General features: G+C 66.7%; 20 protein-coding genes and 1 tRNA gene. 5 read left to right on the top strand and 16 right to left on the bottom strand.

The window, feature by feature from the left end; translation table 11 throughout:
• The first annotated feature begins 6 nt into the window (after window positions 1–6).
• Both ABIB42_RS03820 and ABIB42_RS03815 read left to right on the top strand, forming a co-directional pair.
• On the top strand, window positions 7–1,080 hold the full coding sequence (locus tag ABIB42_RS03820) for a sulfate/molybdate ABC transporter ATP-binding protein (protein ID WP_005665761.1): 1,074 nt from the start codon (window positions 7–9) through the stop codon (window positions 1,078–1,080).
• Window positions 1,077–2,006 carry a CysB family HTH-type transcriptional regulator gene (locus ABIB42_RS03815; protein WP_005665763.1) on the top strand — a complete coding sequence of 310 codons (930 nt, stop codon included), beginning with the start codon at window positions 1,077–1,079 and terminating at the stop codon, window positions 2,004–2,006. Before ABIB42_RS03820 ends, ABIB42_RS03815 begins: the two co-directional genes overlap by 4 nt.
• A gap of 5 nt (window positions 2,007–2,011) precedes the next feature.
• On the opposite strand, the gene ABIB42_RS03810 is transcribed toward ABIB42_RS03815, so the two are convergent.
• Window positions 2,012–2,941, bottom strand: coding sequence for a LysR family transcriptional regulator (locus tag ABIB42_RS03810; protein ID WP_429247922.1), 930 nt, complete (start codon window positions 2,939–2,941; stop codon window positions 2,012–2,014).
• 118 nt (window positions 2,942–3,059) lie between these two features.
• Between ABIB42_RS03810 and ABIB42_RS03805 the strand changes: the two genes are divergently transcribed.
• Window positions 3,060–4,076 carry a zinc-dependent alcohol dehydrogenase family protein gene (locus tag ABIB42_RS03805; RefSeq protein ID WP_429247921.1) on the top strand — a complete coding sequence of 339 codons (1,017 nt, stop codon included), beginning with the start codon at window positions 3,060–3,062 and terminating at the stop codon, window positions 4,074–4,076.
• A gap of 3 nt (window positions 4,077–4,079) precedes the next feature.
• On the opposite strand, the gene ABIB42_RS03800 is transcribed toward ABIB42_RS03805, so the two are convergent.
• The 5 genes from ABIB42_RS03800 to ABIB42_RS03780 form a co-directional block, all read right to left on the bottom strand.
• Window positions 4,080–5,126, bottom strand: coding sequence for an aldo/keto reductase (locus ABIB42_RS03800; RefSeq protein ID WP_273162282.1), 1,047 nt, complete (start codon window positions 5,124–5,126; stop codon window positions 4,080–4,082).
• Window positions 5,127–5,128: 2 nt separating this feature from the next.
• Window positions 5,129–6,190 (bottom strand): quinone-dependent dihydroorotate dehydrogenase, encoded by a 1,062-nt coding sequence (locus ABIB42_RS03795; RefSeq protein ID WP_005665765.1) that lies wholly within the window; start codon window positions 6,188–6,190, stop codon window positions 5,129–5,131.
• Between the two features lie 109 nt (window positions 6,191–6,299).
• Window positions 6,300–7,028, bottom strand: coding sequence for an arginyltransferase (locus ABIB42_RS03790; protein WP_005665766.1), 729 nt, complete (start codon window positions 7,026–7,028; stop codon window positions 6,300–6,302).
• 63 nt (window positions 7,029–7,091) lie between these two features.
• The gene (aat, locus tag ABIB42_RS03785; RefSeq protein WP_005665767.1) at window positions 7,092–7,910 is read right to left on the bottom strand and encodes a leucyl/phenylalanyl-tRNA--protein transferase; all 819 of its coding nucleotides are present in this window, start codon (window positions 7,908–7,910) and stop codon (window positions 7,092–7,094) included.
• 1 nt (window position 7,911) lies between these two features.
• Window positions 7,912–8,493 carry an NUDIX hydrolase gene (locus tag ABIB42_RS03780; RefSeq protein ID WP_005665769.1) on the bottom strand — a complete coding sequence of 194 codons (582 nt, stop codon included), beginning with the start codon at window positions 8,491–8,493 and terminating at the stop codon, window positions 7,912–7,914.
• A gap of 186 nt (window positions 8,494–8,679) precedes the next feature.
• On the opposite strand from ABIB42_RS03780, the gene ABIB42_RS03775 reads away from it, so the two are divergent.
• Window positions 8,680–8,756 (top strand) — tRNA-Met (locus ABIB42_RS03775).
• 206 nt (window positions 8,757–8,962) lie between these two features.
• Window positions 8,963–9,376 carry a T6SS immunity protein Tdi1 domain-containing protein gene (locus ABIB42_RS03770; protein WP_005665771.1) on the top strand — a complete coding sequence of 138 codons (414 nt, stop codon included), beginning with the start codon at window positions 8,963–8,965 and terminating at the stop codon, window positions 9,374–9,376.
• Window positions 9,377–9,418: 42 nt separating this feature from the next.
• On the opposite strand, the gene ABIB42_RS03765 is transcribed toward ABIB42_RS03770, so the two are convergent.
• The 10 genes from ABIB42_RS03765 to ABIB42_RS03720 form a co-directional block, all read right to left on the bottom strand.
• Window positions 9,419–10,471, bottom strand: a complete 1,053-nt coding sequence (locus tag ABIB42_RS03765) for a glycosyltransferase family 2 protein (protein ID WP_429247920.1) — start codon at window positions 10,469–10,471, stop codon at window positions 9,419–9,421.
• A gap of 79 nt (window positions 10,472–10,550) precedes the next feature.
• On the bottom strand, window positions 10,551–11,429 hold the full coding sequence (locus ABIB42_RS03760) for a DNA-3-methyladenine glycosylase family protein (RefSeq protein WP_429247919.1): 879 nt from the start codon (window positions 11,427–11,429) through the stop codon (window positions 10,551–10,553).
• Window positions 11,429–12,337 (bottom strand): DMT family transporter, encoded by a 909-nt coding sequence (locus tag ABIB42_RS03755; protein ID WP_040775270.1) that lies wholly within the window; start codon window positions 12,335–12,337, stop codon window positions 11,429–11,431. The genes ABIB42_RS03760 and ABIB42_RS03755 overlap by 1 nt, the downstream gene beginning before the upstream one ends.
• Window positions 12,338–12,431: 94 nt before the next feature.
• Window positions 12,432–13,427, bottom strand: coding sequence for an XdhC family protein (locus tag ABIB42_RS03750; RefSeq protein WP_184239116.1), 996 nt, complete (start codon window positions 13,425–13,427; stop codon window positions 12,432–12,434).
• 123 nt (window positions 13,428–13,550) lie between these two features.
• Window positions 13,551–14,645, bottom strand: a complete 1,095-nt coding sequence (locus ABIB42_RS03745; RefSeq protein ID WP_005665779.1) for a M48 family metallopeptidase — start codon at window positions 14,643–14,645, stop codon at window positions 13,551–13,553.
• 18 nt (window positions 14,646–14,663) lie between these two features.
• The gene (gene dut, locus ABIB42_RS03740; protein WP_005665781.1) at window positions 14,664–15,113 is read right to left on the bottom strand and encodes a dUTP diphosphatase; all 450 of its coding nucleotides are present in this window, start codon (window positions 15,111–15,113) and stop codon (window positions 14,664–14,666) included.
• 19 nt (window positions 15,114–15,132) lie between these two features.
• The gene (gene coaBC / locus ABIB42_RS03735; RefSeq protein ID WP_184239115.1) at window positions 15,133–16,353 is read right to left on the bottom strand and encodes a bifunctional phosphopantothenoylcysteine decarboxylase/phosphopantothenate--cysteine ligase CoaBC; all 1,221 of its coding nucleotides are present in this window, start codon (window positions 16,351–16,353) and stop codon (window positions 15,133–15,135) included.
• Window positions 16,354–16,370: 17 nt separating this feature from the next.
• Window positions 16,371–16,907 carry a signal peptidase II gene (lspA, locus tag ABIB42_RS03730; protein ID WP_005665784.1) on the bottom strand — a complete coding sequence of 179 codons (537 nt, stop codon included), beginning with the start codon at window positions 16,905–16,907 and terminating at the stop codon, window positions 16,371–16,373.
• An 81-nt stretch (window positions 16,908–16,988) separates the two neighbouring features.
• A complete protein-coding gene (gene ileS / locus ABIB42_RS03725) occupies window positions 16,989–19,886 on the bottom strand; it encodes an isoleucine--tRNA ligase (protein ID WP_429247918.1) in 2,898 nt (965 codons plus the stop codon).
• 99 nt (window positions 19,887–19,985) lie between these two features.
• Window positions 19,986–20,957 (bottom strand): bifunctional riboflavin kinase/FAD synthetase, encoded by a 972-nt coding sequence (locus ABIB42_RS03720; protein ID WP_005665787.1) that lies wholly within the window; start codon window positions 20,955–20,957, stop codon window positions 19,986–19,988.
• Between the last annotated feature and the right edge of the window lie 182 nt (window positions 20,958–21,139).

Below are 21,139 nucleotides of genomic sequence, written 5' to 3'. Positions count from 1 at the left end.
CCACGCATGACGATCGAAGTACAACATATCCGCAAGCAGTTCGGCCAGTTCACGGCGCTCGACGACGTTTCGCTGCAGTTCCCCGACGGCGAGCTGACCGCCTTGCTGGGGCCTTCGGGCTGCGGCAAGACCACGCTGCTGCGCATCATCGCCGGCCTCGAATATCCGGACTCCGGTTCCGTGCTGCTCGACGGCCAGGATTCCTCGCACCGCCACGTGCGCGAGCGCCAGGTCGGCTTCGTGTTCCAGCACTATGCGCTGTTCAAGCACATGACCGTGTTCGAGAACGTCGCCTTCGGCCTGCGCGTCAAGCCGCGCAAGGAGCGCCCGAGCGAAGCCCAGATCCGCGAGAAGGTCAAGAAGCTGCTCGAACTGGTGCAGCTCGACTGGATCGCCGACCGCTATCCGCCGCAGCTCTCGGGCGGCCAGCGCCAGCGCATCGCCCTGGCGCGCGCGCTCGCGGTCGAACCGCGTGTGCTGCTGCTGGACGAACCGTTCGGCGCGCTCGACGCCAAGGTGCGCAAGGAGCTGCGGCGCTGGCTGCGCCGCCTGCACGACGACCTGCACGTGACCTCGATCTTCGTCACCCACGACCAGGAAGAGGCGCTCGAAGTGGCCGACCAGGTGGTCCTGATGAACAAGGGCCGCGTGGAGCAGCTGGGCAGCCCGGACCAGGTGTACAACAACCCGGCCTCGCCCTTCGTGTACGGCTTCCTGGGCAACGTCAACCTGTTCCACGGCCGCGTCAACGACGGCGTGCTGGCCAGCGGCGACGTGCGTTTCCAGGCGCCGCAGCACGCCGGCGTGGTGGATGGCGCCGGCATCGGCTACGTGCGTCCGCACGACCTGGACGTCGAGCGCTACACGCCCGGCGCCGCAGGCGTGGTGGCCAAGCTGCGCCGCGCGCATGCGATCGGCCCGCTGGCCCAGCTCGACCTCGAGCGCGCCGACAACCAGCAGCTGATCGAGGCGGTGATGCCGAACGAGCGCTTCGCCAGCCTGGGACTGAAAGAGGGCGAGACGCTGGTCGTGCGTCCGCGCCGCATCGAAGTGTTCGTCGACGAAGGAAACGCGATATGAACTTCCAGCAGCTGCGCTCGGTCCGCGAAGCGGCCCGGCGCGACTTCAACCTGACCGAAGTCGCCAACGCCCTGTTCACCTCGCAGCCGGGCGTGTCGCGCCAGATCCGCGAGCTCGAGGAAGAGCTGGGCGTGGTCATCTTCGAGCGCAACGGCAAGCGCCTGACGGGCCTCACGCCGCCGGGCAAGGGCATCCTGCGCATCGTCGAAAAGCTGCTGGTCGAAGCCGAGAACCTGCAGCAGGCCAGCCGCGAATACGCCGCGCAGGACAGCGGCACGCTCACCGTCGCCGTCACCCACACCCAGGCGCGCTACGCGTTGCCGCAGGTGGTGCAGTCATTCCGCGCCGCCTTCCCCAACGTGCGCATCGCCCTGCAGCAAAGCGCGCCCGAGCACATCGCCGAATGGGTGGCCTCGGGCAAGGCCGACATCGGGATCGCGACCGAGGGCCTGTCGGCCTTCCCCGACCTGGTGTCCTTCCCGTGCTACCGCTGGAGCCACCTGGTGGTGGCGCCCGAGGGGCACCCGATCTTCTCGAGCGGCTCGCCGCTGCGCCTGGAAGATTTGGCCGAGCATCCCCTGATCACCTATGACGTCGGCTTCACCGGCCGCAGCCACATCGACGCCGCTTTCGTCGAAGCCGGGCTGGCGCCGGACATCGTGCTCACCGCGATGGATTCGGACGTCATCAAGCAGTACGTGTCGCTGGGGCTGGGCGTGGGCATCGTGGCCTCGATGGCCTTCGACCACGGCCGCGACAAGGGGCTGCGCGCGATCGAGGCCTCGCACCTGTTCGCGCAGAACGTGACGCGCCTGGCGGTGCGGCGCGGCTCGTATCTGCGGGCGTATGCATTCCACTTCATTGAGCGTTTCGCGCAAGGGTATACGCGGGCGGATATCGAAAAAGCGATCGCGACGGCGGAGTGACGGGCCTAGGTTCCGCTCGCAGCGGGATCGAATATGTCCGTCCGCTTTGCCGCCAGTTCGGCAAGCGCCTCGACCGCGACCCTGACCCGGGGCTGCAGGTGCCACGTTTTTTGCCACAATATGTGGATCGGCATCACCGCCCCGGACAAGGGGCGCAGCACCTGCACCAGAGCGCCGCAGCGCAGCGCCTCGCCGGCCAGCCAGGTCGGCAGCTGCGCCAGTCCGCAGCCTGCGAGACAAGCGTCCAGTAGCGCGTCCCCGTCGGTGAGCTCATGTCGTGCCCGCACCTCGCGGCGCTCGAAGGCCCCGTGTTCGTTCTTCAACAGCCAGCTGGGCCTGGCCCCGCGTCCCCATCCGGTCAGGCAATCGTGATGCGCCAGGTCGGCCGGCGTCGTCGGCTCACCCCTGCGCGCGAGATAGCCTGGTGCGGCGCAGATCACCAATTGCTGGGCGCCGAGGCGGCGCGCCACCAGGTCGGGATGGTCCCCCAACGCGCCGATCCGCACCGCCATGTCGATCCCTTCCGCCACCATGTCAACCGCGCGGTCGCGCAAGCTCACCGACAGGTCCAGCTGCGGATGGCGCACGCCCAGCGCCAGCAGGGCGGGGACGATGTGGCGCCGGCCGAAGGTGGTCGGCAGGTCGATGCGCAGGCGCCCGCGCGGCTCGCGGCTGCCCGTTGCCAGCCAGGATTCGGCCTGGTCCAACTCTTCCATGATGCTGCGGCAGCTGGCCAGGTAGGCTTCCCCGGCGTGGGTGAGGTCGATGCGCCGCGTCGTGCGGTGCAGGAGCTGGACGCCGAGTCGCGCCTCCAGCCTGGAGATGCTCTTGCCGACCGCCGAACCGGTCACGCCGAGTTGCGTCGCTGCGGCGGTGAAGCTTCCCTTGTCGACCGCCAGCACGAATTCGCGGATACCTGCAAAACGGTCTTCCATGGCTGATTGTGGAATCCGGGGATGGAAAGTCCGGAATTTTAGCTACTAACTCAATCAATGGGAAGAAATTAGACTGTTCATCCCGGGTGACCTCAGGCCCGATTCAACGATGGAGAATATGATGAAAGCATGGCTGCTGAAGGATTTCGGCCTGGACAACCTGGTGCTGGACGACGTGCCGCTGCCGGTTCCGCAACGGGGTGAACTGCTGGTGCGGGTTGGCGCCGTGTCGCTCAACTTCCGCGACAAGGCGATCGTGGACGGCATCTATGAGCCGCACAAGGTCCCCAAGCCCCTGATCCCGGTATCCGACGCCGTGGGCGAGGTGGTCGCGCTCGGCGAGGGCGTGACGCGCTTCAAGCTCGGCGACCGCGTGAACTCGCATTTGTATTCGCGCTGGCTCGACGGCGCGCCTGCGCCGGACGAACCGGAATACTGCCTCGGCTCGCCGCTGCCGGGTGGCCTGGCCGAATACATGATCCTGCACGAGGACGGCGCCGTCCTGGCTCCACAAGGCATGAGCGATGAAGAAGCGTCGACCCTGCCGATCGCGGCGCTGACGGCCTGGTATGCGCTGATGGACGTCGGCAACCTGCAGCCGGGGCAGACGGTGCTGGTGCAGGGCACTGGCGGCGTGTCGATCTTCGCGGCCCAGATTGCATTGGCGCACGGCGCGCGGGTGATCGCGACCTCGAGCAGCGACGCGAACCTGGCCAGGGTGAGGGAGTTCGGCGTCGGCGACGGCATCAACTACCGTACCCATCCCGACTGGGAGCAGGAGGTTCTCCGGTTGACAGGCGGAAAGGGCGTGGACGTGACGATCGATGTCGCTGGCGGGGATGGCCTGAACAAGTCGGTGCTGGCGACCAGGACGGCCGGCGTGATCGCGCAGGTCGGTTTCCTGACCGGCCAGACGGCGGCGCTGCAACTGATGCCGCTGATCTTCCGCCAGACGACAATTCGCGGCATCGCCGTGGCGCCGCGCGCATCGTTCGACCGCATGAACCCCTTCCTCGACCGGCATGGCATCAAGCCGGTGATCGATCGCGTGTATGCCTTCGACGAAGCCGTGCAGGCCTACGAGCACCTGGCGCGCGGGCCATTCGGCAAGGTCGTGATCAAGGTCGGGGATTGATCCTTACTGGCCGGGGTTCGTGATTCGCCCGTGGATCTCGTCGATGCGCCGCACCACTTCGTCGCTCAGCGTGATCTGCGCCGCATCGATGTTTTCTTCGAGCTGCGCCAGCGTGGTCGCCCCGACGATGGTCGATCCCACGAACCAGCGTGAATAGCACCAGGCCAGCGCCATCTGCGCCGGCGTCAAGCCGTGCTCGCGCGCCAGCGCCGCATATGCGCGGGTGGCCTCGAACACCGCCGGCCGCAGGTAGCGCGGGCTCCAGGTCGGCGGATAGATCGTCAGGCGGCCGCGCGCCTGCGGGTCGTCGACGTACTTGGCGCTCAGCTGGCCGAAGGCGAGGGGACTGTAGGCCAGCAGGCTGACGTCTTCGCGGTAGCAGACTTCGTCCAGCAAGGTGGTCTCGAACGCGCGCGCGGTCAGGTTGTATAGATTCTGGATGGTGGCGATGCGCGGCAGGCCGCGGAGTTCGGCCTGCTTGACGAATTCGCACACGCCCCACGGGCTTTCGTTCGACACGCCGATGTGGCGGATCTTGCCCTCTTTGACCAGGTCGGCCAGGGTACGCAAGGTATCCTCGATCGCCACGCCGTCGCGTTCCTTGCGCGGATCGAACTGATTGGCGCCGAAGATCGGCACGTTGCGGCTCGGCCAGTGCAGCTGGTAGAGGTCGATGTAGTCGGTCTGCAGGCGCCGCAGGCTGGCGTCGACGGCGGCGCGCAGGTTGGCGGCGTCGAGATTGTGTTTTGAACCGCGGATCCAGGCCTGGTTGCCGTTCGGGCCGGCGATCTTGGTCGCCAGCACCAGCTTGTCGCGCCCGCCGCGCGCCTTGAGCCAGGAGCCGATGAAGCGCTCGGTCGAACCCTGGGTGGCCGCGCTCGGCGGCACCGGATACAGCTCGGCGGTGTCGATGAAGTTGATGCCGCGCCCGATTGCATAGTCCAGCTGGGCGTGCGCTTCCTGCTCGGTATTCTGCTCGCCGAAGGTCATCGTGCCGAGGCAGACGGTGCTCACCTCGAGGTCGGTGCGGCCCAGTGTCTTGCGCCGCATGCTCATTGCTTTTTCTTCTTCGCGCCGTTGTCGCGCAGCGCGTCGGCGCATTCGCGCACCAGGGCCGGGCCGGCGTAGATCAGGCCACTGTACAGCTGCACCAGCTTGGCGCCGGACGCGATCTTGGCCTTCGCGTCCTGGCCGCGCATGATGCCGCCCACGCCGACGATCGGGATGTCGTCGCGCAGCTCCTTCTTGAGCGCGCGGATCACGATGTTCGACTGCTCGAACACCGGGGCGCCGGAGAGGCCGCCGGCCTGCTGTGCGTGCTTCATGCCTTCGACGTCGCGCCGGTTGAGCGTGGTGTTGGTGGCGATCACGCCGTCGATCTTGTGGCGCAGCAGGGCGCCGGCGATGTCGCGGATCTGGTCGCCGTCGACGTCGGGCGCGATCTTGAGCGTGATCGGCACGTAGTGGCCGTGGTGGTCGGCCAGCTTGGTCTGCTCGGCCTTCAGCTGGGACAGCAGGCCGTCCAGTTCGGACGCGCCCTGCAGCTGGCGCAGGTTCTTGGTGTTGGGCGACGAGATGTTGACCGTCACGTAGCTCGCATACGGATAGACCTTGCGCAGGCAGTGCAGGTAATCCTCGGCGGCTTGCTCGATCGGCGTGTCGGCGTTCTTGCCGATGTTCAGGCCCAGCACGCCCTGGCGTTCCTGGTAGAAGCGCGAGGCTTGCACGTTGGCCACGAAGGCGTCGACGCCGCCGTTGTTGAAGCCCATGCGGTTGATGATGCCGCGCGCGCGCGGCAGGCGGAACATGCGCGGCTTGGGGTTGCCGGCCTGGCCGCGCGGGGTCACGGTGCCGATCTCGATCGAGCCGAAGCCGAGCGCGGCCAGGCCGTCGATGTAGGCCCCATCCTTGTCCAGGCCGGCGGCCAGGCCGACCGGGTTGGGGAAGGTGATGCCCATGACGGTGCGCGGGTCGGGCAGCGGTTTCCTGAACGCGCCCGTCAGGCCGAGCGCGGCTGCCCGACACAGCATGGGCAGCGTGAAGTTGTGGGCCGTCTCGGGATCGAGCGAGAACAGTGCGGGGCGGACGAGGGTGTACAGGAATTTGTCGGGCATGGGGAACTCAAAAAGGATCTCCCCATCATTCTAACGTGATGCGCTGCGGCATACGTAGTTGAGTGTCAACGACTTTGTTAGCACTTGTATCACACGGCGACAACCCGGCCTAGCGCTGCAGCACGCCCCATTCGCCGTCGATGCGCGCTTCGAGCGGCCGGAAGTTGATCTTGTAGGCCATCTTGGGACTCTGTTCGATCCAGTACCCGAGATACACGTAGGACAGTCCGAGCTCGTGCGCCTGGTTCACCTGCCACAGGATGTTGTAGGTGCCGTAGGAGGCATTCTCGATGTCGGGATCGAAGAAGGTGTACACCGATGACAGGCCGTCGGACAGCACGTCGATGATCGACACCATGCGCAGGGTGCCGTCCGGCTCGCGGAATTCGACCAGGCGCGTGTTGACGCGGCTTTGCAGCAGGAACTGGGCGTACTGGTCGCGGCTGTCCTGGTCCATGCCGCCGCCCACGTGGCGCGTGGTCTGGTAGCGCAGGTAGAGTGCGTAGTGCTCGTCGGAAAAGGCCAGGTTGGCCACCATCGCGACCAGGTTGCCATGGCGCTTCCAGGCGCGGCGCTGGGTGCGGTTGGGCGTGAAGTCCTCGCACTTGACGCGCACCGGGATGCAGGCCTGGCAGCCGTCGCAGTAGGGGCGGTAGGTGAAGATGCCGCTGCGCCGGAAGCCGTTCTTGACCAGCTCGGAATACACGTCGGCATTGATCAGGTGCGATGGCGTGGCGACCTGTGAACGCGCCTGGCGCGCATCGAGATAGCTGCAGGGATAGGGCGCCGTCGTGTAGAACTGCAGCGTCGCGAAGGGCAGGTCGTGTAGGTGCGTCATGCAAAAAACTCTCGAGACGACGTGTGATGAACCTATTCTAGCGAAAACCCGCCCGCGATACCGTTAGCCATCCAACGGTATCGCGGGCGAATTGCCGGATTTGTCGGCCGCTGCAGCGGACCCTGCGGACGCTGCGGATGCGGCCGGCGCGCCGGCGCCCGGCGCCGCCAGCGGCGCACCGACCGTCCAGTCGCGGATGGGCGGCTCGGCGATGGCGGCGCGCAGGTGCTCCAGGAAGCGGCTGCGCGGGATCGGCGCCGCGCCGAGCGAGGCCAGGTGGCCGGTCTCCTGCTGGCAGTCGATCATCCGCACGCCGTGGCCGCGCAGGAAGGCCACCAGGTAGGCCAGCGCGACCTTGGAAGCGTCGGACACGCGCGCGAACATCGATTCGCCATAGAACATGCGGCCTATGCAGACGCCATAGGCGCCGCCCACCAGTTCGCCGTCGAGCCAGACTTCGGACGAGTGGGCATAGCCCAGCGCATGCAGGCCGCTGTAGCCGTCGATGATCTCGCTGGAGATCCAGGTGCCGGGGCCGTCGCGGCGCGGCGCGGCACAGGCGCGCATGACGTCGCTGAAGGCCGAGTCGAAGCGCACGTCCCAACGGCCTCCCTCGTGGCGGCTGCGCTCGACCTTGCGCAGCGTCTTGGCCAGGCTGTCGCTCACCTTGAAGTCGCTTGTGTACAGCACCATGCGCGGGTCGGTGCTCCACCACAGGATGGGCTGGCCTTCGGAAAACCAGGGAAAGATGCCGTTGCGGTAAGCCTGCAGCAGGCGCGGCGGCGACAGGTCGGCGCCGGCCGCGAGCAGGCCCGGCGCTTCGACCGTCAGTGCCTTGGATACGTCGGGAAACGGCGTATCGGTCTCGAGCCAGGGAATCATCTCAATCCGGTTCGCGTGGGGCGATCATCGGGCGATGGATGTCGCGGCTGTGAAAGCCATAGCTGCCGCCCTCGCGCACTTTGATCCGGTCGGCGAAGAACAGTTCCAGCGTGGTGCGGATGGTGGGGAAGGCCAGGTCGTCCCAGGGGATCTCGTCTTCGGTAAACAGCTGCACGTCGAGGCTTTCGATGCCGGCCGCGAAGTCGAGGTCGAGCAGGCGCGCCCGGTAGAACAGGTGGACCTGGTGCACGTGGGCCACGTTGAGCAGGGTGAACAAGGGCCCGAGCTCGATGTTGGCGCCGGCTTCTTCTTCGGTCTCGCGCACCGCCGCCTGCCCGGTGGTCTCCTCGTTTTCCATGAAGCCGGCCGGCAGGGTCCAGTAGCCGTAGCGCGGCTCGATCGCGCGCTTGCACAGCAAGACCTGGAGCCGGCCGTCGGCCTCCCAGACGGGAATCGAGCCGATGACGAGTTTCGGATTCTGATAGTGGATCGTGTGGCAATGGGTGCAGACGTAGCGCGGCCGGTTGTCGCCTTCGGGGATGGTCAGCAGGACGGGGTGGGCGCACTCGGAGCAGAATTTCATGGTCGTGTGACGAATTGGCATTGCCCTTACTTTACACTGAATGCGGGGGCGATAGGGCAGCGCCCGACGGGTGGGGTCGACCTGTTTTCAGCGCAGACCATGCGTTATATCGTGTTGCAATCGCACATGGCCGCAGTATTGCATTTGCCTAATAAGGGGAATGGGCGTATAATTCATTTCATCAGACGCGGGGTGGAGCAGTCTGGCAGCTCGTCGGGCTCATAACCCGAAGGTCACAGGTTCAAATCCTGTCCCCGCAACCAGATTCGAAGCCGCTGATTCGCAAGAGTCAGCGGCTTTTCCGTTTTTCAAGCCGGCGTTGTTCAAGCAGGCACATCTTTTCTCGGTCTTAACGGCCTCGACGCAGGTCAAACCCGCTCGCCTCTGCTGCAATGCACACGGGCCCGGCCTGTCCAACCCTGCGAACCGCCGCGCGCATGCGCCATGGCGACATTCAGGGGCGATGACCATGATCGATGTAGACGACATCAACGAGGCCTGGGGCTGGGTCGGCATGAGCGCCGTCGAAGTTCTCGGGGCTAATGCCTTCGGCAACCTCATCATCCGCGACGAGGACGACCATTTCTGGTGCCTGCGTCCGCAAGAACTGGTCTGCGAGCCGCTGGCGCGCAGCCGCGCCGCGCTCGACGCGCTGGCCTACAACCAGGATTTCCTCAACGACTGGTACATGCCAGAGGCGGTGCGCCTGGCCGAAGCCGCGCTGGGGCCGCTGACCGAGGGGCGCAAATACTGCCTCAAGATTCCCAGCGCGCTGGGCGGCCACTATGGCTGCGACAACCTGGCCACCGTGCCGCTGGCCGAACTCATCCGGTTCTCGGGGGAGGGCGCGCAGCAGTTCGACGGTTTGCCGCGCTGGAACTGATGCCGCAGTCGGCCGCGCCGAGGCCCTCTCGGCGCCAGCCGCTCATTCCTTGCGCGGGGCGGCCTGGGTGCGCAGGCGACCGGCAACGATCTGCCAGCCCACCGCCGGCACATACAATGGCAGTTTAGGGTCCATGGCCAGGTGCTTCCGCAGCAGCGGGCCGTTGATGGGTTTGCGGTGCGTCAGCCGGTGGACGATGTCCTTGACCATGGTGTGGCGCAGGAAGCGCAGCTTGGCGCGGTTGCGTCCCTGTTGTTCGGCGTTGAGCTTGAACAGGCGCGGCAGTGCGAGTTCCAGCTTGGTTTCGTAGTGCAGGCGGTCCATCGATTTCTCAGTGCCCCAGCCCGAGCCGGCGTAGATATTCACGCCGCGACCATAGGTCACTTCCGGCGTGGTGCCGAAAACATACGCCTTCGTCAGTGTGCTCAGTGTCAGCCAGAACAGGAAGTCCTCGCCGGCATAGACGAATTCTTCGCGAAAACGCAGATTGGCGAACTTGCGGAAGCGGTACACGACGGTTGACGTGCCGATGACATTGGCGCCGAGGATCTGTTCCGTCATGTCGCCTTGGTACTGCGCAACCGGGTAGCCACCCGGCAGCACCGGGTGCGCGTCCTTCTTGAACACTGCGCTCTGTTCGAACACGGTTGTCGAATGGCCAAGGCGGAAAAAATCCGAAAAATAAAAGTCGTTGCCCTGCGCTAGGGCGGCGCTCGCGTGCAGCAGGTGCGTATCGTGCCACTCGTCATCGGAATCCAGGAAAGCCACGTAGTCGCATTGCGGCGACACGCTGTCGAGCCCCTTGTTGCGCGCCCCGGCGGGTCCGCCGTTCGGCTGTTCGATCACGCGTACGTTCAGGTTCGGCCAGCGCGCCCTCACTGCCTGCACCTCGCCCCGTGCCGGCACCGGCGAGCTGTCGTCGACCACGATGACTTCGGCGGGGTACAGCTGCTGGCCGGCAATCGATGCCAGCGCCTTCTGCAGGACGCCTTCCTGGCGCTGGAAATAAGGAATCACGACGGCGATCGGTGCACTCGCCGGCGTCGCTGCAGCATGGTCCGCGCTGCTGGAAGTAGTGAAAATCGGGGTGCTCATGTTGCTGAATATATCACACGCTCGTGGTGTAACGCCCCTTGTCTTTCCAATTGAAAACAGTGCACGGCTTCGCCGTCTGCTATTCGGCGAGACTGGCCCACAGGTAGGCGGCCGCCATCGTGCGGTGCGGCGCATAGCGCGCCAGCAGGCGCTGGGCTTCGGCCAGGGTCGGCCGCTGGGCGCTGCCGGTCAGATTGTGCAGGGCGGTGCGCACGGCGACGTCGCCTTCGAGCGAGCAATCCGTGTAGCCATAGCCACGCAGCAACACATAATTGACGGTCCAGGGGCCGATGCCCTTGATCGCCAGCAGTTCCTGGCTCACCTGGGCGGCGTCGCGCCGGCGCTCGAGCGCCAGGCTGCCGTCGACCGCCATGCGCGCCACGCGCAGCACGGTCTCGGCCTTGGCGGTCGAGAACCTGCGGCTGGTCAGGTCTTCCAGCGTCAGGCGGGCGACGTCGGTCGCTTCCGGATAGCACCACAAGCCACGCGAATGCGGGCGGCCGGCCAGCTGGATCAGCGTGCGGCGCAGGGCGATCGCAAAGGTCAGGTTGATCTGCTGGCCGATGATGGCCCAGGTCAGGGCCTCGAACACGGTGGCCGATTGCACGATGCGCAGGCCCGGCTGGCGCGCGAGCACGGGGCCGAGCACGGGATCGTCGTGCGCGAAGGCGGCGAAGGCGGCCGGGTCGATGCGCAGGCCCAGCACGTTCAGCAGCGCGTCCTCGGCCAGCGCTGCGAGCGCGGGCGTGACGGGCGCGTCGAAGGCAAGGCGGCAGCGGGCCGCATTGCCGTCGAAGCGGATGTCGAGCAGGGTCGGCACGCCGTCCAGCAGCACGCCCTTGCGCAAGCCGTCCGGGCCGACCTGCTCGGCCAGGCCTTCGGCGTCGCGGCCATGAAAGGCGATGACGTCGGCCACGCGGTAGCCTGGCGGCAGGGCAATCTCCTGCGTCGTCTCCATCACTTGCCGCCCGCCGGCGCGGCTGCGCGTCCAAAGCGCGGCCGGAAGCCCGTCACCAGCGCAGTCCCGAGCAGCACGATGGCCGAGCCGGCGATCGTGTGCCAGCCGATGGCTTCGTGCAGGAACAGCGCGCCCCACAGGATGCCGAACAGGGGATTGAGGAAGGTGACGGTGAGCGCCGAGGTGGTGCCGACTTCCTCGATCAGCTTGAAGTAGAGGATGTAGGCGATGCCGCTGCAGACCACGCCCAGCGCCAGCACGGCGGCCATGACGCCCGGCGTCGGCTCGCCCGGCGCCGGGAAGAAGGCGACCAGCGGCAGCACCAGGATGGCGGCCGCCCACATCGAGCCGTGGGCGTTGGCGAACGGCGCCACCGCCGGAGCTGATTTGGCGTACTGGCTGGCGATGCTGTAGCTGAACGCCGCGACCAGGGCCGCGCCGACGGCGATGCCAGCGCCGGGCCGTTCGGCCACGTGGTCGAAGCCGACCAGCAGGGCCACGCCGCAGGTGCCGAGCAGCAGGCCGAGCGCGCTGTTCCTGGACACCTTCTGGCGCGCCCACACGGCGCCGACCAGCGCGCCCCACATCGGCGCGGTGGCGTTCAGCACCGACAGCACCGAGGCCGACAGGGTGCGCGCGGCGAAGGCGAACAGCAGGAAGGGCAGGGCCGAATTGAACAGGCCGAGGATCAGGTAGTGCTTCCAGTGGCGGCGCACGCCGAGCGGGGAGCCCTTGCCGCGCAGGTGGAACACCCAGGCCACCAGCGCCAGGAACAGGGCGGCGAAGCCGACCCGGTACTCGATCAGCACCGCCGGGCCGAGCACGGGCGCGGCGATGCGCATGAAGAGGAAGGAGCCGCCCCAGATGGCGGCCAGCGCCACCAGGCGCAGCATGTTCGCGGTGTTCATTGATAAAAAGATGGCCCGTCTGATAACGGGCCATTGTGGCAGGACCGGCGCTTTCCTGCCAGCCGATCCTTGCTTCTGAATTGACGCTACCGACTCAGGCCGCGCTGGCCAGCGTCAGCGCCGCGGCGTGCGGCACCAGCATCTGCTGCGGCACCGCGTTCTTCACGGCCGTCATCTCGGCCATGATCGAGATCGCGATCTCGGCCGGCGTCTTGCTGCCGATGTAGATGCCGATCGGGCCATGCAGGCGCGCCAGTTCGGCCTCGGTGAGGTCGAACAGCTTGAGGCGCTCGCGCCGCTTGGCGTTGTTGGCGCGCGAGCCGATGGCGCCGACATAGAAAGCGTCGGACTTGAGCGCTTCCATCAGCGCCAGGTCGTCCAGCTTGGGATCGTGGGTCAGGGCCACCACGGCGCTGCGCGCATCGAGCCTGGCCTCGATCACGAGGTCGTCGGGCATGGCGTGCACCAGGCTCACGCCGGGGATGGAAAAGCCGCTGCGGTATTCCTCGCGCGGATCGCACACGGTGACGCGGTAATCCATGCCGGCCGCGATCGTGGCCAGGAAGCGCGACAGCGGGCCGGCGCCGATGATGTACAGGCGCCAGCGCGGGCCGTGCAGGGTGTGCAGCACGCCATCCTCGATGCGCTGGATGGCGCTGGCCTGGGCTTTGCCGAGGCTGACCGCGCCGCTGGCCAGGTGCACGCGGCGCTCGACCAGCTCGCCGCCATCCAGACGCGCCAGCAGTTCGGGAATGCGGCTCTCGATCGACAGCGGCTCGATGGCCAGCTCGATGGTGCCGCCGCAGGGCAGGCCGAAGCGGTGCGCCTCGTCGGCGCTGATGCCGTAGCTGATGATTTCGGGGAGGGTGATCTCGATGCCGTTGTCGCGCACGCGGGCGATCAGGTCGTCCTCGATGCAGCCGCCGGAGACCGAGCCGACCACCTGGCCGTCCTCGCAGATGGCGAGCGTGGCGCCGACCGGGCGCGGGCTAGAGCCCCAGGTCTTGATCACCGTGACCAGCTGGCAGCGCTGGCCGCCGGCAAGCCAGGCGGCGCAGGTTTTCAGTACGTCGAGGTCGATGCTGTCCATGGTGTGGTCGCCGCCGTATGCGGGATAGATACAAGATGGACAATCATACAAAAAAAGCGCGGAGGGCGCTGGCGCCGGCGTGCGCGGCATGGGAGCGCCGCGCACGCCGGCATGGCCGGGCTTTCAGGGCACCAGCGGTTTCTTGCCGCTCTGCTTGGCCTTCACCTCGGCCACCGTCTTGTCGATCGCCGCGATCCGCTGCGTGGTCGACGGGTGGTTGGCCGTGTAGCCGTTGAGGATACGGGCCGGGTAGGTGGCCGCCAGGCGCTTCCAGAAGGCGGACGCGCCGTCGATGCGGTAGCCGGCGCGCGCCACCAGGTAGATGGCCAGGCGGTCGGCCGCCACGTCGTCGGCCACCGGCATGGCCTTGATGCCGCCGCTGCCGATCAGCATCGAGGTGTCGGGCGTGATCGCGGTGAGGTTGTCGATGATGCTGCCGATGGTGGCGGCGTTGCGCTGCGTGGCCGCGTGGCCCAGCATATTGTGCGCCATCGTGCGCGCCACGACGTAGGCCAGCTCGTCGTCGTTCTGGGCGAAGCCCAGCATGCCGCGGGTGACCATCACGCGCGAGCCGTCGGCGTAGGCGTTGATGTTGTCGGCGTTGCCCAGCTCGATCGCGAAGGCGCAGGCGCGGGTGACCGGGATGGTCAGGTCGCGCTGGTTGCCGTTGCGCTCGATCGACAGCGGCAGGCTGGCCTGCTTCGACATGATCGGGCCGAACACTGCGCCGGCCTGGGACAGGGCGTTCGGGCCTTCGGGCAGCGGCGTGCCGCCGGCCGCCACCAGGCGGTCGCCCTGGCGCAGGCCGGCGCGCGCCGCGCCGCTGCCGGCGAGGACGTTGGTGACCTGCAGGCGCTCGCCCATGCCCAGCACCACCCAGGCCGCCTCGTTGTACTGGCCCGGATAGGTGTAGCGGTTCTTGGCGGTGAAGCCGAGCAGGTTGCGCGCGTGCTTGGTGCACAGCTGGGCGTTGTCGATCAGGAGGGGGGCCGCGATCCGGTACAGGCGGTCGTGCTGGGTCGCCATGCGGGTGAGCGTGTCGGCTGCCGCCGCCATCTGCGGCGTCACTTCGGGCTTGCCCGACGCCTGGCTCGGGATCACGCCCGGCGTGCTCGACGATTGCATCTGGCCTGGCGTGCTGCAGGCGGCCAGCAAGGCCGCCGTGCCCGCGATCAGGGCCGCGGACTTGAAGCGTTGAAGACGGTGCATTGGGATCATGGTCCTCCTCACGTGTTGTTATTGTTTGCCGGTGCTGCCGAAGCCTCCGGCGCCACGGTCGCTCGATGCGAACTCCTCCACCACGTTGAAGCCGACCTGCAGCACCGGCACCACGATCAGCTGCGCCAGCCGGTCCATCGGCTGCAGCACGAAGGTGGCGGCGCTGCGGTTCCAGGTGGAGACCATCAGCTGGCCCTGGTAATCGGAGTCGATCAAGCCTACCAGATTGCCCAGAACGATGCCGCTCTTATGGCCGAGTCCACTGCGCGGCAGGATCATGGCGGCGTAGCCCGGATCGCCGATGTGGATGGCGAGACCCGTCGGCACCAGCACCGTCTGGCCAGGCTCGATGGTGAGCGGCGCATCGAGGCAGGCGCGCAGGTCGAGGCCCGCGCTGCCAGGGGTGCCGTAGGCCGGCAGCAGTTCTTTCATGCGCGGGTCGAGGATCTTGAGGTCGATATTCTTCATGTGATGCTTGTTATGTGTTTTAGGTGAGCAGGGAGCGCTGTTCGATGCGCTTGGCGATTTCGGACACCAGCTGGCGCGCCAGGGTGAGCTTGTCGGCCCGCTCGAGCACCGTGTGGCCGCTCTCGTCGAACAGGATCACGGTATTGTCATCCTGCCCGAAAGTCTGGTGGCCGATATTGCCCACCAACAGAGGGATGCCTTTCTTTTCGCGCTTGGCGGCGCCGTACTGTTCCAGCTGCTCGGATTCGGCCGCGAAGCCCACGCAGTAGGGCCAGCCCGACAACGACACCGTGCCCGCCACCGCGGCCAGGATGTCGGCGTTCTGTGCGAATTCCAGTTGCGGCGGCGCGCCGTCCGCCGTCTTCTTGATCTTCTGGTCGCTGGCATTGGCGACGCGCCAGTCGGCCACCGCCGCCACGCCGATGAACACGTGCTGGCCTTCCACGCCCGCCATCACGGCGTCGTGCATCTGCTGCGCGGTCAGCACGTCGATGCGGCGCACGCCATGCGGCGTGGGTAGCGACACCGGGCCCGAGACCAGAGTCACCTCGGCGCCCGCTTCGCGCGCCGCGCGCGCTAGCGCATAGCCCATCTTGCCCGAGGACAGATTGGTGATGCCGCGCACCGGATCGATCGGCTCGAAAGTCGGGCCGGCCGTGATCAGGACGCGCCGCCCGGCCAGCACCTTGTGCTGGAACGAGGCGATCAGCTCTTCGACCAGTTCCTCGGCTTCGAGCATGCGGCCCAGGCCCGTCTCGCCGCAGGCCTGCGAGCCGCAGCCGGGGCCGAACAGCTTGACGCCGTCTTCAAGCAGCTGGGCGACGTTGCGCTGGGTGGCCGGGTTTTCCCACATCTCGACGTTCATCGCCGGCGCCACGTGCAGCGGCACGTGACGCGGCCGCGCCACGCACAGCAGCGACAGCAGGTCGTCGGCCGCGCCGTGCGCGAGCTTGCGCATGAAGTCGGCCGAGCAGGGCGCGATCAGGATGGCGTCGGCGTTGCGGGTCAGGTCGATGTGGGCCATATTGTTGGCCATGCGCGCATCCCACTGGTCCAGGTAGACCGGCTGGCCAGAGAGGGCCTGCATGGTGACCGCGCCGATGAAATGGGTCGCCGCTTCGGTCATGACCACCTGCACGCTGGCGCCCTGCTTGCCCAGGGCGCGACACAGCTCGGCCGCCTTGTAGCAGGCCACGCCGCCGGTCAGGCCGAGGACGATGCGCTTGCCTTTCAGCTCCATGTTGAATCTCCTTGCGACTAGGACTTGTTCACCCGGCGCAGCTCGTCGAGGACGAACAGGACCGCGCCCACCGAGATGCCGATGTCGGCGATGTTAAAGGCCGGGAAGTGGCCGATGCCGGTCCAGTAGAAATCGAGGAAGTCGATCACGTGGCCATGCACCACGCGGTCGATGCCGTTGCCGATCGCGCCGGCCATGACCAGGGCCAGGGCAAAGCAGAACAGGCGCTGGCTCGCGTTCTTCGACATCATGTAGATGCAGAACACCACGGCGGCGATCGCGATCCCGAGGAACAGCCAGCGCTGCCAGCCGCTGGCGTCGCCCAGGAAGCTGAACGCCGCACCCGGGTTGTACACCTTGATCAGGTTGAAGAAGCCCGTGATCGGCAGCGTCTCGGCATAGGCGAAGGTGCGTTCGACGGTGATCTTGGTGACCTGGTCGAGCAGGACGATGATCAGGGACAGGCCGATCCAGGGGAACAGGCTGGCGCTGGTGCTGCGGGTGACAAGTTTGGGACCGGATGCGGATGCGGCTGGTTTCTTTTTGGTTGCCATGGTGTGTGGTGTCGGTGCGCGCCATGCCGCCCGGGACGGCGGCATGGCGGAAAACCCGCGGGTCGATCGACCCGCAGGAGCTTAGGCGTAGCGGCGCTTCTCGCCGGCGCCGAACAGGTTGCTGGTGCAGCGGCCGCACAAGGTCGGATGCGCGTGGTCGTGGCCGACGTCGCGGCGGTAGTGCCAGCAGCGCTCGCACTTTTCAAAGGTCGACGGCGCCACTTCCACGGCTTCGTCGGCTTCGGCCGCCACTTCGCTGACGCTCGCCTGCGAGGTGATGAAGACGAACTTCAGGTCGTCATCCAGGCTGGCCAGCGCGCGGTACTTCTCGCCCGCGGCCTTGATCGCCAGCTCGGCCTGCAGCGAGGAACCGATGGCGCCCGAGGCGCGCACTTCTTCGAGCTGCTTGGTGACGTCGGTGCGGACCTGGCGCAGCAGCGCATATTTCGCCAGCAGAGCCTCGGCATCCGGCAGTTCCGGGAAGGACCACAGCGTCTGGGTGAAGATGGTCTCGTCGCTGGCGGCGAACGCCTCGGCGCCTGCGAACTTTTCCCACGCTTCTTCGGCGGTGAACGACAGGATCGGCGCCATCACGCGCAGCAGCGAGTGGGCGATGTGCCACAGCGCGGTCTGGGCCGAGCGGCGCGCCTGCGACTCCACACCGGTGGTGTACAGGCGGTCCTTCAGGATGTCGAGGTAGAAGCCGCCCAGGTCTTCCGAGCAGTAGTTCTGCAGGCGCGACACGACCGGGTGGAATTCGTAGCGCTCGAAGTGGGCGGCGACGTCGTCCTGCAGCTGCGCCATCGAGGCGATCGCATAGCGGTCGATCTCGAGCAATTCAAGCATCGGCACTGCGTGCAGGGCAGGGTCGAAGTCCGAGGTGTTCGCCAGCAGGAAGCGCAGCGTGTTGCGGATGCGGCGGTACGACTCGGTCACGCGCTTGAGAATCTCTTCGCCGATCGACAATTCGCCCGTGTAGTCGGTCGAGGCCACCCACAGGCGCAGGATGTCGGCGCCGAGGGTGTCCGAGATCTTTTGCGGCGCCATCGTGTTGCCGAGCGACTTGGACATCTTCTTGCCGTTCTCGTCGACGGTGAAGCCATGGGTCAGCAGCGCCTTGTAGGGCGGGGTCCCGTTGAGCATCGACGAGGTCAGCAGCGACGAGTGGAACCAGCCGCGGTGCTGGTCCGAACCTTCCAGGTACAGGTCGGCCGGGAAACTCGACTGCGCCTTGTGCGAGCCGCGCAGCACGGTCTGGTGGGTGCTGCCCGAATCGAACCAGACGTCCAGCGTGTCCTTGTTCTTTTCATAGGTCGCGGCGTCCTCGCCCAGCAGGGTGGCCGGGTCGAGATTGTGCCAGGCGTCGATGCCGCCGGCTTCGATCAGCCTGGCCACCTGCTCCAGCAGTTCTGGGGTGCGCGGGTGCAGCGCGCCGGTTTCCTTATGCACGAAGAAGGCCATCGGCACGCCCCACTGGCGCTGGCGCGACAGGGTCCAGTCCGGACGGTTCTCGATCATGCCGTGCAGGCGCGCCTGGCCCCAGTCCGGGAAGAACTGCGTCTTCTCGATGCCGGCCAGCGCGGTCTCGCGCAGGGTCGGGCCGCCGTCCTTCGGCGTGATGTCCATGCCGGCGAACCACTGGTTGGTGGCGCGATAGACGATCGGGGTTTTATGGCGCCAGCAGTGCATGTAGCTGTGGTCGAACATCTTGAGTTCGAACAGGGCGCCGGCTTCGGTCAGCGCGCCGCAGATCGGCTTGCTGGCTTCCCAGATGGTCATGCCGCCGAACAGCGGCAGGCTCGAGGCGAAGCGGCCATCGCCCATCACGGGCTTGAGCATCTCGTCGTCCTTCATGCCGTGCGCCTTGCACGACTGGAAGTCTTCCAGGCCGTAGGACGGGGCCGAGTGGACCACGCCGGTGCCGCTGTCGACGGTCACGTAGTCGGCCAGGTAGACCGGCGACAGGCGGTCGTAGAACGGATCCTGGGCGTGCAGCGGGTGCTTGAAGCGGATGCCTTCGAGCTTGGCGCCGACCGTGGTGGCGATGACCGTGCCTTCCAGCTTGTAGCGGGCCAGCACCGACTCCACCAGTTCCGAACCCAGGATCAGCAGTTGCGGCTGACCGTCACGCTCGACCCGCACCAGCGAGTAGCCGACTTCCGGACCGACGTTCAGGGCCTGGTTCGACGGGATGGTCCACGGGGTGGTGGTCCAGATCACGATGAAGCCCTGATCGACCGGGAGTGTATCCAGGCCGAAGGCGGCGGCGATCTTGTCGTGTTCGTGGAAGGGGAAGCCGACGTCGATCGCCGGGTCGCGCTTGTCCTGGTATTCGACTTCGGCCTCGGCCAGCGCCGAACCGCAGTCGAAGCACCAGTTCACCGGCTTGAGGCCGCGGTACACATAACCTTTTTCCAGCAGGGTGCCGAGCGCGCGCAGCTCGTCGGCCTCGTTGCTGTAGGCCATGGTCATGTACGGATTGTCCCACTCGCCCAGCACGCCCAGGCGGATGAAGCCGGCGCGCTGGCGGTCGATCTGCTCGAGCGCATAGGCGCGCGCCTTTTGCAGCACTTCGGCGGTTGGCAGGTTCTTGCCGTACAGTTTTTCGATCTGGATCTCGATCGGCATGCCGTGGCAATCCCAGCCCGGCACATACGGCGCGTCGAAGCCGGCGATGGTGCGCGACTTGATGACCATGTCTTTCAGGATCTTGTTGACGGCGTGGCCCAGGTGGATGTCGCCGTTGGCGTACGGCGGACCGTCGTGCAGGATGAACGTCGGACGGCCGGCGGCGGCCTTGCGCACGCGCTCGTAGATTTTTTTATCTTGCCATTGCTTGACCCAGCCCGGCTCGCGCTTGGCGAGGTCGCCGCGCATCGGGAATGGGGTGTCGGTCATATTGACCGGGTATTTGCTTTCAGGCTTTTTCTGGCCCTTAGGTGCCTGGGACTGGCCGTTGTTTTGTTTGGTATCGGACATAAGCTTCTTCTGGTAAGTGTTCGGTGTGCACGGCGCAGCGCGCCGCGGCAGAGTCGGGTGAGGCGCTTCCGGCAAGCCATCGCGGCTCGGGAAGCGCGCTCAAATTCGGTCGGTCGCCGTCAGCGCGCTGTTGCGGTGGGCGAAGAAGGCGCGCGCCTGGGCCGCGTCGTTGTCGATCGCGGCAGTGAGCGTGGCCAGGTCGTCGTATTTCTCTTCGTCGCGCAGCTTGGCCAGGAACTCCACGCGCACCAGCTTGCCGTAGCATTGTTGGGCGTAGTCGAACACATGTACTTCAAGCAGCATACGGCCGGCATCCTCGACGGTCGGACGCACGCCCAGGCTGGCCACGGCCGGCAGCGGCGCGTCCGCCAGGCCGTGCACCTGCACGACGAAGATGCCCGAGAGAGCAGGGCGGTGCGCCACCCGCAGGTTCATGGTCGGAAAGCCCAGCGTGCGGCCCAGCTTCTGGCCATGGATCACGTGGCCCGACATCGCATATGGATGGCCGAGCAATTCCTTGGTACGGACGAAATCGCCTTCCAGCAGGGCGGCGCGCACGGCCGAGGACGAGATGCGCTGGTCGCCGTGCATGACGGCGTCGAGGGTGTGGACGTCGAAGCCGAATTCGCGGCCGGCCTCGACCAGCATCGCGATATCGCCCTGGCGCCTGGCGCCGAAGCGGAAATCGTCGCCGACCATCAGCCACTTGACGTGCAGGCCGTCGACCAGCACGCGCTCGATGAAGTCGCGCGGCGACATGGCGGCGAACTGTTCGTTGAAATGCTCGACGATGACGCGGTCGATGCCGGCCTGGTCGAGATCCTCGAGCTTGTCGCGCAGGTTGGCGATGCGGGCCGGGGCGCGCGACAGGTCGCCGGATTTGCGGGCGAAGTATTCGCGCGGATGGGGTTCGAACGTCATCACGGCCGCTTCCAGGCCGAGCCCCGCGGCGGCGCTGCGCACATGGGCCAGCAGGGCCTGGTGGCCGCGATGGACGCCGTCGAAATTGCCGATCGTGAGCGCGCAGGGCGCGCGCGCCCTGTCGTTGGGAAGTCCGCGAAATACCTTCATCAAATCTGGGTCCGGTTGCAAGCCGCGCGACAATGGAGCGGCGCCAAAACCCTGATTATACGGTAAAGCGATTGTTGCACCGAGGCGATGGCCATGGATCTGCCCATTCATGTTATCGAATGGCGCAATAAAAAACGCCGCCCGAAGGCGGCGTTTTCGCAGCTTGGATCCCCGCCTGCGCG

This window comes from Massilia sp. UYP32, from assembly GCF_050434365.1.
Lineage (GTDB): Bacteria > Pseudomonadota > Gammaproteobacteria > Burkholderiales > Burkholderiaceae_D > Telluria > Telluria timonae.
This window is presented reverse-complemented; position numbering and strand designations above follow the sequence as displayed.

Coding starts and splice junctions, on each gene's coding strand:
- ABIB42_RS03820 (WP_005665761.1), top strand. CDS start 7: ATGACGATCGAAGTACAACATATCCGCAAGCAGTTCGGCCAGTTCACG.
- ABIB42_RS03815 (WP_005665763.1), top strand. CDS start 1,077: ATGAACTTCCAGCAGCTGCGCTCGGTCCGCGAAGCGGCCCGGCGCGAC.
- ABIB42_RS03810 (WP_429247922.1), bottom strand. CDS start 2,941: ATGGAAGACCGTTTTGCAGGTATCCGCGAATTCGTGCTGGCGGTCGAC.
- ABIB42_RS03805 (WP_429247921.1), top strand. CDS start 3,060: ATGATGAAAGCATGGCTGCTGAAGGATTTCGGCCTGGACAACCTGGTG.
- ABIB42_RS03800 (WP_273162282.1), bottom strand. CDS start 5,126: ATGCGGCGCAAGACACTGGGCCGCACCGACCTCGAGGTGAGCACCGTC.
- ABIB42_RS03795 (WP_005665765.1), bottom strand. CDS start 6,190: ATGCCCGACAAATTCCTGTACACCCTCGTCCGCCCCGCACTGTTCTCG.
- ABIB42_RS03790 (WP_005665766.1), bottom strand. CDS start 7,028: ATGACGCACCTACACGACCTGCCCTTCGCGACGCTGCAGTTCTACACG.
- aat (WP_005665767.1), bottom strand. CDS start 7,910: ATGATTCCCTGGCTCGAGACCGATACGCCGTTTCCCGACGTATCCAAG.
- ABIB42_RS03780 (WP_005665769.1), bottom strand. CDS start 8,493: ATGAAATTCTGCTCCGAGTGCGCCCACCCCGTCCTGCTGACCATCCCC.
- ABIB42_RS03770 (WP_005665771.1), top strand. CDS start 8,963: ATGATCGATGTAGACGACATCAACGAGGCCTGGGGCTGGGTCGGCATG.
- ABIB42_RS03765 (WP_429247920.1), bottom strand. CDS start 10,471: ATGAGCACCCCGATTTTCACTACTTCCAGCAGCGCGGACCATGCTGCA.
- ABIB42_RS03760 (WP_429247919.1), bottom strand. CDS start 11,429: ATGGAGACGACGCAGGAGATTGCCCTGCCGCCAGGCTACCGCGTGGCC.
- ABIB42_RS03755 (WP_040775270.1), bottom strand. CDS start 12,337: ATGAACACCGCGAACATGCTGCGCCTGGTGGCGCTGGCCGCCATCTGG.
- ABIB42_RS03750 (WP_184239116.1), bottom strand. CDS start 13,427: ATGGACAGCATCGACCTCGACGTACTGAAAACCTGCGCCGCCTGGCTT.
- ABIB42_RS03745 (WP_005665779.1), bottom strand. CDS start 14,645: ATGATCCCAATGCACCGTCTTCAACGCTTCAAGTCCGCGGCCCTGATC.
- dut (WP_005665781.1), bottom strand. CDS start 15,113: ATGAAGAATATCGACCTCAAGATCCTCGACCCGCGCATGAAAGAACTG.
- coaBC (WP_184239115.1), bottom strand. CDS start 16,353: ATGGAGCTGAAAGGCAAGCGCATCGTCCTCGGCCTGACCGGCGGCGTG.
- lspA (WP_005665784.1), bottom strand. CDS start 16,907: ATGGCAACCAAAAAGAAACCAGCCGCATCCGCATCCGGTCCCAAACTT.
- ileS (WP_429247918.1), bottom strand. CDS start 19,886: ATGTCCGATACCAAACAAAACAACGGCCAGTCCCAGGCACCTAAGGGC.
- ABIB42_RS03720 (WP_005665787.1), bottom strand. CDS start 20,957: ATGAAGGTATTTCGCGGACTTCCCAACGACAGGGCGCGCGCGCCCTGC.